General features: G+C 43.6%; 13 protein-coding genes. 6 read left to right on the top strand and 7 right to left on the bottom strand.

Features of this window, described 5'->3' with window-relative positions:
- The 5 genes from dnaX to AAEY83_RS09805 form a co-directional block, all read right to left on the bottom strand.
- On the bottom strand, nucleotides 1-1,438 hold a 1,438-nt coding region (gene dnaX, locus AAEY83_RS09825), incomplete at its 3' end, for a DNA polymerase III subunit gamma/tau (RefSeq protein ID WP_351058985.1).
- Nucleotides 1,439-1,691: 253 nt separating this feature from the next.
- Nucleotides 1,692-2,963: a hypothetical protein gene (locus AAEY83_RS09820; protein WP_025644280.1), complete on the bottom strand. Its 1,272-nt coding sequence runs from the start codon at nucleotides 2,961-2,963 to the stop codon at nucleotides 1,692-1,694.
- A gap of 256 nt (nucleotides 2,964-3,219) precedes the next feature.
- Complete coding sequence (gene lysS / locus AAEY83_RS09815; protein WP_025644278.1) at nucleotides 3,220-4,758, bottom strand: lysine--tRNA ligase; 1,539 nt, start codon at nucleotides 4,756-4,758, stop codon at nucleotides 3,220-3,222.
- A 154-nt stretch (nucleotides 4,759-4,912) separates the two neighbouring features.
- A complete protein-coding gene (gene prfA / locus AAEY83_RS09810; RefSeq protein ID WP_025644276.1) occupies nucleotides 4,913-6,001 on the bottom strand; it encodes a peptide chain release factor 1 in 1,089 nt (362 codons plus the stop codon).
- Between the two features lie 186 nt (nucleotides 6,002-6,187).
- Nucleotides 6,188-7,333, bottom strand: a complete 1,146-nt coding sequence (locus AAEY83_RS09805; RefSeq protein ID WP_025644274.1) for a beta-ketoacyl-ACP synthase III — start codon at nucleotides 7,331-7,333, stop codon at nucleotides 6,188-6,190.
- A gap of 285 nt (nucleotides 7,334-7,618) precedes the next feature.
- Here AAEY83_RS09805 and pnuC point away from each other — a divergent pair, with 285 nt between their 5' ends.
- Complete coding sequence (gene pnuC / locus AAEY83_RS09800) at nucleotides 7,619-8,353, top strand: nicotinamide riboside transporter PnuC (RefSeq protein ID WP_025644272.1); 735 nt, start codon at nucleotides 7,619-7,621, stop codon at nucleotides 8,351-8,353.
- Nucleotides 8,298-8,927 carry an AAA family ATPase gene (locus tag AAEY83_RS09795; RefSeq protein ID WP_025644270.1) on the top strand — a complete coding sequence of 210 codons (630 nt, stop codon included), beginning with the start codon at nucleotides 8,298-8,300 and terminating at the stop codon, nucleotides 8,925-8,927. The genes pnuC and AAEY83_RS09795 overlap by 56 nt, the downstream gene beginning before the upstream one ends.
- Nucleotides 8,928-8,971: 44 nt before the next feature.
- Here the strand turns inward: AAEY83_RS09795 and AAEY83_RS09790 are convergent, their stop codons facing one another.
- On the bottom strand, nucleotides 8,972-9,655 hold the full coding sequence (locus tag AAEY83_RS09790) for a DUF421 domain-containing protein (protein WP_025644268.1): 684 nt from the start codon (nucleotides 9,653-9,655) through the stop codon (nucleotides 8,972-8,974).
- Here AAEY83_RS09790 and AAEY83_RS09785 point away from each other — a divergent pair.
- From AAEY83_RS09785 to AAEY83_RS09770, 4 genes are all read left to right on the top strand, one after another.
- Complete coding sequence (locus tag AAEY83_RS09785) at nucleotides 9,626-10,507, top strand: inner membrane CreD family protein (RefSeq protein WP_084212600.1); 882 nt, start codon at nucleotides 9,626-9,628, stop codon at nucleotides 10,505-10,507. The two genes, AAEY83_RS09790 and AAEY83_RS09785, sit on opposite strands and share 30 nt — an antisense overlap.
- 21 nt (nucleotides 10,508-10,528) lie before the next feature.
- A complete protein-coding gene (locus AAEY83_RS09780; protein WP_025644264.1) occupies nucleotides 10,529-11,053 on the top strand; it encodes a TIGR00645 family protein in 525 nt (174 codons plus the stop codon).
- A 100-nt stretch (nucleotides 11,054-11,153) separates the two neighbouring features.
- Nucleotides 11,154-12,104 (top strand): DMT family transporter, encoded by a 951-nt coding sequence (locus AAEY83_RS09775; protein ID WP_025644263.1) that lies wholly within the window; start codon nucleotides 11,154-11,156, stop codon nucleotides 12,102-12,104.
- A gap of 167 nt (nucleotides 12,105-12,271) precedes the next feature.
- Entirely contained in the window at nucleotides 12,272-12,643 is a 372-nt protein-coding gene (locus AAEY83_RS09770) for an MliC family protein (protein WP_025644261.1), read from the top strand.
- Nucleotides 12,644-12,746: 103 nt separating this feature from the next.
- Here the strand turns inward: AAEY83_RS09770 and AAEY83_RS09765 are convergent, their stop codons facing one another.
- On the bottom strand, nucleotides 12,747-13,352 hold the full coding sequence (locus tag AAEY83_RS09765) for a class I SAM-dependent methyltransferase (RefSeq protein ID WP_025644259.1): 606 nt from the start codon (nucleotides 13,350-13,352) through the stop codon (nucleotides 12,747-12,749).
- Between the last annotated feature and the right edge of the window lie 11 nt (nucleotides 13,353-13,363).

The following is a 13,363-nucleotide window of genomic DNA, read 5'->3' as shown; positions in this document are numbered from 1 at the left end:
GTTCAGGTTCAGGTTCAGGTTCAGGTTCAGGTTCAGGTTCAGGTTCAGGTTCAGGTTCAGGTTCAGGTTCAGGTTCACTAGAGGTTGCGATTAGTGGCTGAGCAACGTCAACAGGGTCGTCATCTATATATTGTTTTTGCTCTGACGTTGGCTCATAGTCAGACTGACTCTCAGTGTTAGTGTTTTTGAGGTCTTGCTCATCATCGCTTGGATGAAGAGCGCTCTTATGCTCGATCTCATAGGACGTTAAGTTCTGATTTGAGGTGACAATATGATCTACTGAGGGCATTGAAGCCGTCGCAGTCTCATCATCATTATTACTAGGTATCACTACTTCATCAGTCGGCAGCGGACGAAACGCCAGCAGGCGCAAAATACACATTTCAAGCGCTTGCATAGGAGTGCTCGCAAGCTTAATACCTTCACGAGCTTGCACCACAATCTCATAATACAGCTGTAATACATCAGGGCTAATACGCTGCGCTAACTCGTTGATCGTTTGCGCTTGTGTCTCATTAACGTTTAGAGCCACCTCAGGCAACAGCTGAGTCAACGCCAATTGATGTAGCAGCTCAGCCAATCCATCGAACATACTAGTAGCGTCAACCATTTGCGCGCGCATCTGCTCAATGTGTGCAGCTACTGCCGACTTGTCATGATGATAGATATCTGTTATTAAGCGCACTAAGTCTGCAGCATCAATCAAGCCAAGCATAGCGTTGACCGTCTCATCATCAAGCGCGCCTTGCCCAAAAGCAATCGCTTGATCGGTCAACGACATAGCATCACGCACTGAGCCCTTTGCCGCGCTTGCCAACTGCCAAAGCGCTGGCTGGGTGAACGCCACTTGCTCTTGAGTGAGTACCTTAGCCAAATGCTCACTAAGCAAAGTCTGCGGCAAGGGTCGAAGCACAAACTGTAAGCAGCGTGAGATGATAGTGACTGGCAGCTTTTGCGGGTCAGTGGTCGCAAGTAAAAACTTGACGTGCTCAGGTGGCTCTTCTAAGGTCTTTAATAGTGCGTTGAAGCTGTGCGTCGATAGCATATGCACTTCATCAATAAGATAAACCTTGTAGCGTCCCTGGCTTGGTGCATAAGGCACATTATCTAATAGCTCACGGGTATCCTCGACCTTGGTACGAGAGGCGGCATCTATCTCGATTAGATCAATAAAGCGGCCCTGATCGATGGCCACACAGTTGTCGCATACTCCGCAAGGTGTGCTAGTAATGCCGGTATCACAGTTTAAGCACTTTGATAAAATGCGCGCGATTGTAGTTTTACCGACACCGCGAGTACCAGTAAACAAATAAGCATGATGCAGACGGTTATAGTCAATCGCATTAATCAATGCCTGCGAGACGTGGGTTTGCCCTACAAGCTCATGGAAGTTTTTAGGGCGGTATTTTCGGGCTAAAACTTGATACTGTTGCGTCATAATAGTTGCCAATATAGCAGTGCTAAATAAGGGGTACAGAGGTTTATTACAAAAGGATGAGCTCGGTATCGATACTATTTTTCTAGTAATGCATCTTTCTAGTATCCTCTACGCCTAATGCCTGTTTTAGTCCTTCCTATTTGAAAGAATATCTGTTTTTTAGCAAAAAACTATAGAGCGTTCGAAAGTACCGATGAGTCGTTGTTTATAGTGCTTACCTAGAGCAAGTCAATGATTGAGTCAGTGACAGCTATCAAGACTGTGATTTGAGCTCAGCTAATTGCTCATATAAGCGCTGCATTTCTGCATTGATAACAGAGCCACTTTGATAGAAAATATCAATCATAACTTCAGTGTTTACGCTATCCCTAGAGTCTCTGTGCTCGACTCCAATTAAGAATAAATCTTCCATTATGGGCTCTTGTAGATGAGCGTTGAGCTCTGCTAATAAATCTTGGTAGTTGCTACGAACCTTATTGGCGCTAAGCGGGCTACTTTCGTATTGCGCGTAAAACACCAGCATATAGTGACAGCTAGAGCGGTTGTAAGAAGGCTGATGATCGATATAACCATTCCAACGCGATTGCGCATCCTTATACTTATAGTCTAATATCCGCTCGACTAAACTGGCACAAGTATAGAGAGACTCATCGACTAGTAATTCAACTTGTGCTTTGGGCAGAGGTGCTCTTGCTTCATAGTAGCGCTGCACAAGGCTATTAAAAAGCTTACACCACATGTCCGACTTTTTAATGATATCGGCTGATACTTTCTCAATAGACGCGGGTGTCGAAGCGTGCATTATCTCTAGTAAGCGTGGCTCTACCTGCTCTAATAGGTTGTTATCTACTAGCTGCTGTTGTACTTGTAGCGCTTTTTTATAAAAGTCTGATGATTGTAAAAACCCTCCCAACAATGTCGACTCATCGTCAAAAGATTGCATCGCTGTCAGATGACTTCGATGAAACTGTAAAAACGCCGTAACATCAGCAGGAGTTTGTAGTTGTCTTAATATTTTACTAAAGTTTTGCAGACTAAATATCTGTAGAATACTTTTTTCATCATCCAGATCTAATACACAATCTTCTGCAAAGAACTGACTACCGTACTCGTACTGCACATCATGTAACGAGCTATTGGCTTGGGCGCGGCTTTGATTATTTGAATGCTTAATCGCCAAGGACGTTAAACCGATAAAGTATACGGCTTTGTCTGCATTAGCAGGACTTTGCCTATCAATCAGACTATGGTTGCTTGAGTAGACCTGCGCATGGCGCTTCATCAACTGATTAACGACATCCTTTCTCCAAACTCTTACCTGCGAGGCGTCTATATCGTACTGACTGACCTCAGCGATGACTTCATTCACCAATACATAAAGCACCGCTTCGGAGAATTCAAAAACAAAGTCATAGCCTTGAAAATAGTCCCTACTAGTCGTGTTTTTAGCACTGATTTGATATAAAGATAAAAAGCTTTGAAGAATCAGAGTTTGCCAAGGTGAAGCGCTATGCGAATTTTCCATAATATTCCTATAAATAATATTCCTATAAATGATATCCCTATAAATAACATCCTTAAAATCGCTACTTGTGACTGCTGCTTGTAACTAAGGAGCATAAGGTAGTATCGAATACATTCCTAAATGACTAATCACAAGCACTTCTTAGAAACTAAATTTTAGAAACTAACGATTATTATATCGTTAATTAAACCTTATAGTAGATTAATGTCTAATAAGCAACGCGTTACGCACCTAACTTCACGGGCTTTATCTCAGACTAGTCTTCGATTTTGCGGCGCATATGCGGGAACAGTATTACATCCCGAATGCTAGCTGAGTCGGTAAATAGCATCACTAAACGATCGATACCAATACCCTCGCCTGCCGTTGGCGGTAAACCATAGGATAAAGCTTCTATATACTCTTCATCAAAATGCATCGCCTCATCATCGCCCGCGTCTTTTTCAGCGACTTGACCACGGAAACGTTCCGCCTGATCAGCAGGATCGTTCAGCTCGCTAAAACCGTTCGCCAATTCTCGGCCACCGATAAACAGCTCAAAGCGGTCAGTAATCTCAGGGTTGTCATCATTACGGCGTGCCAGCGGTGAGGTCTCTGCTGGATATTCAGTAATGAAAGTCGGCTGACGCAATTGATGCTCAGCAGTTTCTTCAAAGACGATAGTTTTGAGTTTACCAACACCAAAGACGTCATTTACCGGTTGTTTTAACGTATTTTCGACATAGTCAGCCAGATAGTCACGATCATCGATACGAGCCATATCAAAGCCTTCGGCATATTGAGCAATCGCATCAGACATCGATAAGCGCGCAAACGGTGCTTTGAGACTAATGGCTTCGTCTTGATAAGTCAGCTCAGTAGTACCCAAAATATCAATCGCTAACTTATGGAATAAACGCTCGGTCAAATCCATTAGATCATGATAATCAGCATAAGCTTGATAAAATTCAATCATGGTGAATTCAGGATTATGACGAGTCGATACGCCTTCATTACGAAAACTGCGGTTAATCTCAAAGACTTTTTCAAAACCGCCAACGACTAGGCGCTTGAGATATAACTCTGGAGCGATACGTAGATATAATGGCATATCTAAAGCATTATGATGAGTCTCAAACGGACGGGCTACTGCGCCGCCTGGTATCGGATGCATCATTGGCGTCTCAACTTCCATAAAACGCTCATTCAGCATAAACTGGCGGATACCACTAATCACTTGGCTGCGAATCATAAAAGTATCGCGCGTCGACTCATTGGTCATCAAGTCTAAATGACGATTACGGTACCGCGCTTCAATATCAGCGAGACCGTGAAATTTATTCGGCATTGGTCGTAGCGCTTTGGTAAGTAGAGTAAACTCTTCGATATGTACATAAAGATCGCCTTTACCTGAGCGGCCGATATAGCCTGACACCCCAACGATATCACCTAGATCTAGTGATTTTATGCGGGCGCGCGTCTCCTCATCTAGCTCTTTACGAGCGACATAAAGCTGAATGCGGCCTGTCATATCTTGAATAACAATAAACGAGCCACGGTTGAGCATGACGCGTCCTGCAACATTCACTTGCGTCTTCTCTCCATTCGCCGCTTTTTCTTCTATTTCTTGCTTATCAATGCCTTCAAAGGCCGTTTGCAAATCTTGTGCATAGTCAGTGCGCTTAAACTGATTGGGATAAGGGGTCTTACCAGAAGCGCTAATATCATCAAGCTTAGCTTGCAGTTGCGCGATAAGTTCGTTAGCTTCCTCAGCAGTAGGCGCTTGTTCTTGTTGGTTTTGATTATTTTTTGACATAACATTCTCAAATTTGATGGGTTTTGTTCTTGTTGGACACTTCTAACACTATGACACTAGATTAAAACGGTTAAGTTAAAAAGCACTGCTTGAAAAACACTAGGATAAAACCTAGCCTGCGCTTATCACTTAGCTTATAGACAATAGGATGGTACTACTCACCGCCAATACTCGCCATCAGATCAGCCTGATGCTCGCGTAGTAGCGCATCTAAAAGCTCATCTAAATCACCTTCCATGATGGAGTCTAGCTTATAAAGGGTCAAGTTAATACGGTGATCGGTCATGCGCCCTTGCGGGAAGTTATAAGTACGAATGCGCTCACTACGATCGCCACTACCAACAAGGTCGCGGCGCATCTCATCTGCCGTATCGACCTGTGCTTGTACTTTGGCTTGCTGAATACGTGAGATCAGCATTTGCATCGCTTTAGCGCGGTTTTTATGTTGGCTTCGCTCTTGCTGACACTCGGCGACTACCCCAGTAGGAATATGAGTTAAGCGTACTGCTGAATCAGTAGTGTTAACGTGCTGACCACCGGCGCCGCTAGCTCGGAACGTATCCATCTTAATATCCGCTGGATTAAGATCGACACTGTCATCAATCTCAACCTCTGGCATCACTGCTACCGTACACGCTGAGGTATGCACTCGGCCTTGGCTTTCGGTCTCAGGTACTCGCTGTACACGGTGCGCGCCTGATTCAAACTTTAGACGACCATAGACACTATTGCCTGATATGCGGCTAATGATTTCTTTATAACCGCCATGCTCACCTTCATTAGCAGACAGCACTTCGACAGTCCAGCCTTGATTTTGTGCGTATTTTTGGTACATGCGAAACAGATCGCCTGAGAATATAGCCGCTTCATCACCGCCAGTACCAGCGCGAATCTCTAGGAACGCGGGCACTTTGTCATTAGGGTCTTTTGGTAGCATCATGACGTTGAGATCTTCTTCCATCTTGGCGATGGCGGCGCGAGCACTATCAATCTCATCTTGCATCATCTCTTTCATTTCAGGGTCTGATGCATCCTCAAGCATCATTTGCGCATCAGCTTGATCCGTTTCAGCACGGCCATAATTGAGCCACAAAGTCGTAATTTCCATCAAGTCGCTATGCTCAACCGACAGCTCACGGAATTTATTATTATCGCTGATGACATCAGGGTCAGATAATAAAGCGGTGACCTCTTCATAACGGTCTACCATTTGGTCTAAACGCAGGCGTAAGGATTCTTTCATAAAAGATCTTTTTATTAGCTAAGTAAAATAAGAGAGCAATTATAGCAAATTTTTACCCTTATATTAAAAACACTCAGTAATCTTCTTGTTTAAAGCTAAAACCAAAAAAAATAGCTAAGAGTGCTCTTAGCTATTTTTAAGAATATAAGTACTAAACTGAGTAGGCTTACTAAGCTTAATTACGTTTTACACTTTACGCACCAGTACCGAACCGATTGAGTAACCAGCGCCAAACGAGCAGATGACGCCCAAATCGCCCGATTGTAGCTGATCTTTATAGCGGTGGAAAACAATCATCGGGCTTGCTGAGCTGGTATTAGCAAATTCATCGATAACACTTGGCACGATGGCTTTGTCCGCATCACGCCCAACGACAGTACGCAAGATTAAATCAAGCATATTGGCATTGGCTTGGTGGAGCCACATCATCTTCACATCATCCGCTGATAGCTCGTTTTCTGTTAGATGTTCGGTGATAATCTCCGACACTTTCGGACAAACTTCACGGAAGACTTTACGACCGTTTTGCAAAAACAGCTTATCTGTAACCGGTGCTTTAAGATCTGGATACATCTCAGTCTCAGCCGCCAAGTACTCGGAGCGATCCATAAAGCCGTATTCGTTTTTGATGTTGGTTGAGAACTGGGTAAATAGCTTAGAATTTAGAATCTCATAGCCTTTAGGGGTGTCTAACTCCTCAACAATACTAGCGGTTGCCACATCACCAAAGATAAAGTGGCTGTCACGGTTACGCCAGTTCAGATGCGCTGAGGTAATCTCGACGTTGACGACGGCGACGCGCTTAGCCAGTCCTGAGATAATTGAGCCGTGCGCTTGTGACAGACCAAAAGTAGCAGCGCTACAAGCGACGTTCATGTCATAAGCGAAACCGCCTACCATGCCGATAGCGTTTTGAATCTCGATGGCGACGGCAGGATAAGTGCGCTGAAAGTTCGAACAGGCTAGAATAATACCGTCTAGATCATTCGCCTCAAGTCCAGCGTCCGCTAGGGCATCATTCAATGCCGCCACGCCCATCTCTGCCATAACCGATAGCTCTTCGCCAAGCTTACGATAAGGGATAACGGGCGCCATGATCTCAGGGTTAAGGATGCCATCTTTTTCCATCACATAACGGGATTTGATGCCTGAGACTTTTTCGATGAATGCAGCCGATGAAGGCTCAAGGGCCGTGATAGTGTCATTAGCAATCTCGTCAGCATGTTGCTCGTTGTAGTTCTCTACATACTGGTTAAAGGACTCAACTAGCTCTTCATTACTAATGCTATAGGGAGGGATATACAGGCCAGTGCCGGTGATACAAGTCGTCATGATAAGCTTCCTTGTCTACTACTAGGTGTCTTTGATAAGCGTAAAATGGGTAAAATAAGAAGTGGCTGTTGCATAACTCTTATTTCAGTGAATAACTGTAAACTAAAACGGTTATTGTTATTATGCCTGAATATTATAATTTTGCTAATAGTTTGTTACAAATAACTATTAACTGCGATGTAACCTTAGGTTTTGCCCGACTCTTGTCTTCAGCTGAGCTATAATAGAGCAACTGAACCTCCCCCTTGATACTGACTCAACTCGACTATACTACTGGAAACCCTGATGGTAGAACTTTTTAATTGGCTTTTTGGTCAATATGCGGACTACTCCACCTTATTTATCAGTCTAGAGCTCATCGCCGTCAGCTGCGGGGTTGCAAGTGTGCTGCTGGCGAGTCGACTCAATGTCTTAGTCTTCCCTATCGGTCTGATCAGTACGGCGATCTTTGTTTATTTGCTATGGCAGTGGCAGTTGTTTGGCGATATGTTTATCAATGCCTATTATACTGTCATGAGCTTGTATGGCTGGTTTAACTGGACAAAAAATAAAGCACAACTTCAGAACCGTGCCAAAAAAAACATTCAGTCTGGCTCCGAGATACAATCTGAGGTACAAGTTGAGCGTATTAATAAACAGGATCTGCCGATATTAGCGCTTTTAGCAGTAGCAACTATCGCCTTTGTGGCGCTAGTGTATTATTTTCGGCCTGTTATTAATAATAACTTCAGCTTCGATGGCGTCGTATTAGGCCTTCATCTATTCACTTGGGTAGATTATACCGATATGCTCACCACAGCGCTGTTTTTGATGGCAATGTGGCTGATGGCACGACGCAAAATTGAGCACTGGCTATTGTGGATCGTCGCCGATGCCATCTCCGTACCGCTATACTTTTATAAAGGCTTTACTTTTACCGCGTTTCAATACGTGATTTTCACACTCATTGCAATTTGGGCTTATTATGAATGGCAACAACGCTATCGCAGTCAATCCACAGTTAAGACAGCATACGCCTGATTCAGTCTTTACTGTTGCTATCTTAGGTGCAGAGAGTACCGGTAAGACAACCTTGTGTCAGGATTTGGCTGAGCATTTCAGTCGTCAAGGGACTAGTGCGTGGGTGCCTGAATATATGCGTGACTACTTGCAAGACAAATGGAACCAACAGCAGGCCACTTGCACTTGGCAGGACTTACTTCCTATAGCCCAAGGTCAAATCGAGCTTGAAAATAAACTCGCTCAGCAAGTCGCGCAAACCGTGCATACCAACCATACCAACAAAGGCTATTTATTTTGTGATACTAGTCTCTTTGAGATAATGGTTTATTCAAACTGGTACTATGGTGACTGTCCTCTTGCCCTGACTCAGGCGGCACTGGCGCATCATTATGACCTGATACTACTGACTGAGGTCGATACGCCGTGGGTCGCCGATGATTTGCGTGATGCGCCGCATGAGCGTGATGAGATTAGCCGCTACTTTGCAGATCAGCTTAGTATTCATCACAAGTCATTTAGACGTATTGGTGGTGGTAGACAGACTCGTGTTATACAGGTAGCAGAGTGGTTAAACAATTTTTATTGTGTGTAAAATTTTGCTTAGGCTATTTTAATAAAAACAATGACTGGTATGGCTTATCTGACAATCTGGCTATTGAGCGCTTTTGCCCAGTTTTTGCAGTTATTCTGACAGCGCGAGCATATTTGATTAGGGGTTGTGATATGCTCGATATAACCGCAGTACATGCAAGCATAATGCACGCCTGACTCTACCTGCTCCACTGGCTGATACTGCTTAGGAAAAAGCGGCATACCGTAGCCTGTTTGCTCAGGTGGGTATAATAAGACGCTAAAATTGCCATCGGTTTCTAGCAGGCCGGTACGCACTTGCCCTAGATGCTCCACGCCCTGCTGACGCATCTCAGCAAAAAACTCATCGTGCGACATCTTGCCTTTTTTGATTTTGTCGAGCACCAGCATCCCATCTTCTACGATATACAGCGATCTTCCTTCTAGCAAATTTTCAAACGGCTGAAACTTCATCATCGCCCACGTACACAAGCGATACAGCAAGATGACGGTACTCATAATCAGCACCGCTTGGATGATCGGTAAATCCTCAGTAAACATCGGGTCGCCAGCGATAGAGCCTAATGACAAAATGATAGTCAGCTCAAATATAGATAACTGACGGACGCCGCGCTTACCCGTAAAGCGCAAGAACATAATAATCAGTACAAACATCACAGTCACACGTACCAATATCTCTAGGACAAATGCCCACGTGGTATCATAAATAAAAATACTCGCCCAATCCATAAATGGTTCCTTGTTGATATTACTATTGATTTACCGCTTGCCGGTATTAGTAACCTAAACACAGTCCCTACCGGCTCAAACTTTGAGCTGAGTATGCAAAGCAACTGGCATGCACCAAACTTTATAGGTAAAGCTTTGCCGAATACTAAAGACTTTAGTGCTGAGGGATTTACTGCTAACTGGCAAAACCAGTACCTGACTGTGGCTAATAATCAATATTTATCGCAGTGCTTGAGCACGGCAAACAATAGCTGCACCGTTGATAGCAGAGCGCGCTTAAACAATGGCAATCATGCTGATTATGAGGCGGCAGCAGTCGTCGTACAAGAAGCTGCCGGTAGCATAGGTAGCACCAATCACGGCAACCTAAATAGCGTGCGTCTTAATAGCTTTGGGGTCAGTTTCGCAGAACCTAACGATGTCTATTTGCAAGCAGAACGTACCATGAAATACGCTCTACTATTAATTTTGATCTCATTTGGCACTTTCTTTTTATTTGAAGTGATTAAATCGAGTCGCATCCATCCGATTCAGTATTTGTTAGTAGGCTGCGCGCTATTGACCTTTTACGTTTTGTTATTACCATTAGCTGAGCAAATCGCTTTTTGGCAAGCTTATGCTATTGCAGGTAGTAGCTGCGTTGGGCTGATCGGTTGGTACACTTATTATGTGCTCGGCGGCGTCAGGCGAGCGGTTATCTTTACCGCTATCTTAGCCGGTCTCTACGCCGCCTTTTATGGCATTCTCACCACTGAAGATCTAAATTTACTGTTAGGTGCGGTCTTCTGCTTTATACTACTTGCCTGCGTGATGGTAATGACCCGTAAAATTGACTGGTATAAGATCGCTTGACTTAACACTAAAGAGGCCTCAATGATAAAAAAAATTGAATTTTATTTAGAAAAGACCATCTTCAATAGTCGTTGGATATTGACACCGTTTTATTTAGGCTTAGTAATAGGTATCTTTTTGCTATTTATTAAGTTCGTACAAAAGCTAGTAGGAATGATGACTTATGTAGTAGACGCCCCAGTATCTGATGTTATTGTAGATATCTTGGTACTAGTTGATATTTCTTTGGTAGCTAGTTTATTGCTCATTATTATCTTTAGCGGCTATGAGATTTTTGTCTCCAAAATCGATACGGGCACAAGCGACGATCGTCCAAGCTGGATGGGAAAAGTGGACTTTTCAGGCCTAAAGCTAAAAGTAATAGGCGCGATAGTTGCTATCTCAGCCATTGATCTTCTCAAGTCATTTATGGATATATCTAGCAAGATGAGTGATCTCGATGCTGATAAGCTCATGTGGAAAGTGATTATTCACATGGCTTTTGTACTCTCAGGTTTATTGTTTGCATTCATGGATAAAATCGTAGGCGACACCAAAAAGCATTAATCAATGCCATTATTTATAGGGCGTGTTGAACATTCACAAATAGGCAGTGCCATGGTTGAATGTTCAACACGCCCTAATACTCTAATTCTAAAGGGTTCTCTTGACAGCTACTTTCTATACTATTATTGCCCTTGTAGCTTTCGCTACCAATTCTCTACTATGCCGAATGGCATTGATGGAAGATGCTATCGATCCTTGGAACTTTACGATTTTACGACTACTGAGCGGCGCTATTTGTTTAGGTATTATCATAATCTTTCATACTCATCGTCTAAAACATCAGACACAAACCGCGACTTCTTTTAACAGCGACTTTAACACTGACAATAATAACGCTGCTGTTGCTGCTATTTTAGCAGATAAAGGCAGCTGGCTTAGTAGTATCAGTTTAGTGGTCTACGCGCTTTGTTTTTCGCTTGCTTATGTGGATCTAGATACCGGAACTGGGGCGCTCATATTATTTGCTGCTGTGCAACTGACGATGATAGGTTGGGGTATTTACCAAAAGGAGCAATTAACTGTACTGCAGTGGCTCGCGCTAGCTTGCGCGCTGATTGGCTTTGTCTATTTGATGCTCCCTTCAGCAGCCATACCTTCTTTTACAGGCGCTCTGACTATGGCACTTAGCGGTATAGCTTGGGGCATCTATAGTATACGCGGCAAAGCTTGTCTCTCGCCGCTACGAGCTACGGGGTTTAATTTTATCAGAAGCCTAGTCGCTATCCCTTTTTTGTTGATAGTCGCTATCAGCCATTGGGCTGGGATAAGTATGCAAGGCGTGGTGCTAGCAGTAATATCAGGCGCGATTACTTCTGGCCTCGGCTACTGTATGTGGTATGTGGCTATGCCCTTTTTAAAAAACACTCAAGCGGCAGTGGTGCAGCTTTGTGTACCGATAATTGCAGCACTAGCAGGTGTTTTGTTTTTGTCAGAAACTCTGAGCTTACGCTTTATTATCGCAAGTATCGTTATTCTAGGAGCAGTATTAGTATTCGTGCTGAATAAAAAGCCTAATAACTATAACGACTCTGCTGTCATTGTAGAGTCATAATCGGAGCCTAATTATCCAAGCCTGGCTCGTTTAACATTTAAACTTATACACTTTGAAATACGATGGTTACGAGACAGGTATCAAATGATAACGAGAATAGTTTTATTAAAGTGTAGGATACTCGTTGGCATTTAAACACTTCATTCTTAAATTTCTTGAGGACAATTATGAAAAAATTATTAGTATTAACGCCAGCGGTTTTAGCTCTAGCTGCTTGTGCCAACAATCCATTCGTGGGAAGCGATCAGACAGGTGCTACAAACCAAGTCGTCAATTCTTATACGTGTGAAGGCAATGGCAAAGTTACCGCTGCCTATGCTGCAGATGGTAGCGCTGCTAACTTAAACATTACTATGCCAAAATTCGGTATTAGCAATCAAAAAGTTATCATGACGCAAGCGGTATCTGGTTCTGGCACGCGCTATGTTAATAATGACAATCCTAAGATGAACCTACAGTGGCAGACAAAAGCAGACTACGGTGTCATCAGCGCGAAGCTCGCTAATGGTAAAGAATACAGCGTAAACTGCACGATGTAATCGCAAAGACTCTGTTCAAAAATAAACAAGGTGATAGATACTAAATCTATCACCTTTTTTTGGCAGAAATATTTGCTAAATAATCAGTTGACTATGACATCCCTTAAGACTGTTTTTTTCTACCGATAAACTGCACTACCGCGCTTAGCCCCTGATGACGTGTCCCTTCTAATATCATGCGCTGCTTTTCTACTCCTGTTATTTCGTCTAACTCCGCAAGCTCTGCTCGTAGAGCTACTAATGAGCCAAAACGATCTGGTTGGTCAGCAGGCGGTCCACCAACCGCATCCAGCTTGGTTTGCTCATAAGTATAAGCTTCGAGTAAATATACTCCGTTCGGCTTTAAAGATGTGGCTATCTGCGCATGAACTCGCTGACGGACCGCTTCAGGAACGTGCGCCCAAATGGAGATGATAGCATCCCAACTATTGACTCCAAACTCATAATCAGCCAGATCAGCGACTTGAGTGCGGATAGTAACGCCTTTATCAGTGGCTAATTGCTGCGCTTTGTGTAACCCAACTTCAGATAAGTCCATAGCGGTCACTTCATAACCTTGCTCGGCTAAGAAAACAGCGTTCCTGCCCTCGCCTTCTGCTAGGCATAAGACACGCCCGCCTGCAGGTATCCGCTTGTATTCTTCCTTTAAAAAATCGTTAGGCTCAGTGCCATAAACAAAGCCCGGTTCGCTGTAGCGTTCATCCCACATATTATTATCCT

It is taken from the genome of Psychrobacter sp. TB20-MNA-CIBAN-0197, from assembly GCF_040309765.1.
GTDB classification, from domain to species: Bacteria; Pseudomonadota; Gammaproteobacteria; order Pseudomonadales; family Moraxellaceae; genus Psychrobacter; species Psychrobacter submarinus.
This window is presented reverse-complemented; position numbering and strand designations above follow the sequence as displayed.

Excerpts from the sequence above, each read along its gene's own strand:
- AAEY83_RS09820 (WP_025644280.1), bottom strand. The coding sequence starts at position 2,963 with ATGGAAAATTCGCATAGCGCTTCACCTTGGCAAACTCTGATTCTTCAA.
- lysS (WP_025644278.1), bottom strand. The coding sequence starts at position 4,758 with ATGTCAAAAAATAATCAAAACCAACAAGAACAAGCGCCTACTGCTGAG.
- prfA (WP_025644276.1), bottom strand. The coding sequence starts at position 6,001 with ATGAAAGAATCCTTACGCCTGCGTTTAGACCAAATGGTAGACCGTTAT.
- AAEY83_RS09805 (WP_025644274.1), bottom strand. The coding sequence starts at position 7,333 with ATGACGACTTGTATCACCGGCACTGGCCTGTATATCCCTCCCTATAGC.
- pnuC (WP_025644272.1), top strand. The coding sequence starts at position 7,619 with ATGGTAGAACTTTTTAATTGGCTTTTTGGTCAATATGCGGACTACTCC.
- AAEY83_RS09795 (WP_025644270.1), top strand. The coding sequence starts at position 8,298 with ATGAATGGCAACAACGCTATCGCAGTCAATCCACAGTTAAGACAGCAT.
- AAEY83_RS09790 (WP_025644268.1), bottom strand. The coding sequence starts at position 9,655 with ATGGATTGGGCGAGTATTTTTATTTATGATACCACGTGGGCATTTGTC.
- AAEY83_RS09780 (WP_025644264.1), top strand. The coding sequence starts at position 10,529 with ATGATAAAAAAAATTGAATTTTATTTAGAAAAGACCATCTTCAATAGT.
- AAEY83_RS09770 (WP_025644261.1), top strand. The coding sequence starts at position 12,272 with ATGAAAAAATTATTAGTATTAACGCCAGCGGTTTTAGCTCTAGCTGCT.
- AAEY83_RS09765 (WP_025644259.1), bottom strand. The coding sequence starts at position 13,352 with ATGTGGGATGAACGCTACAGCGAACCGGGCTTTGTTTATGGCACTGAG.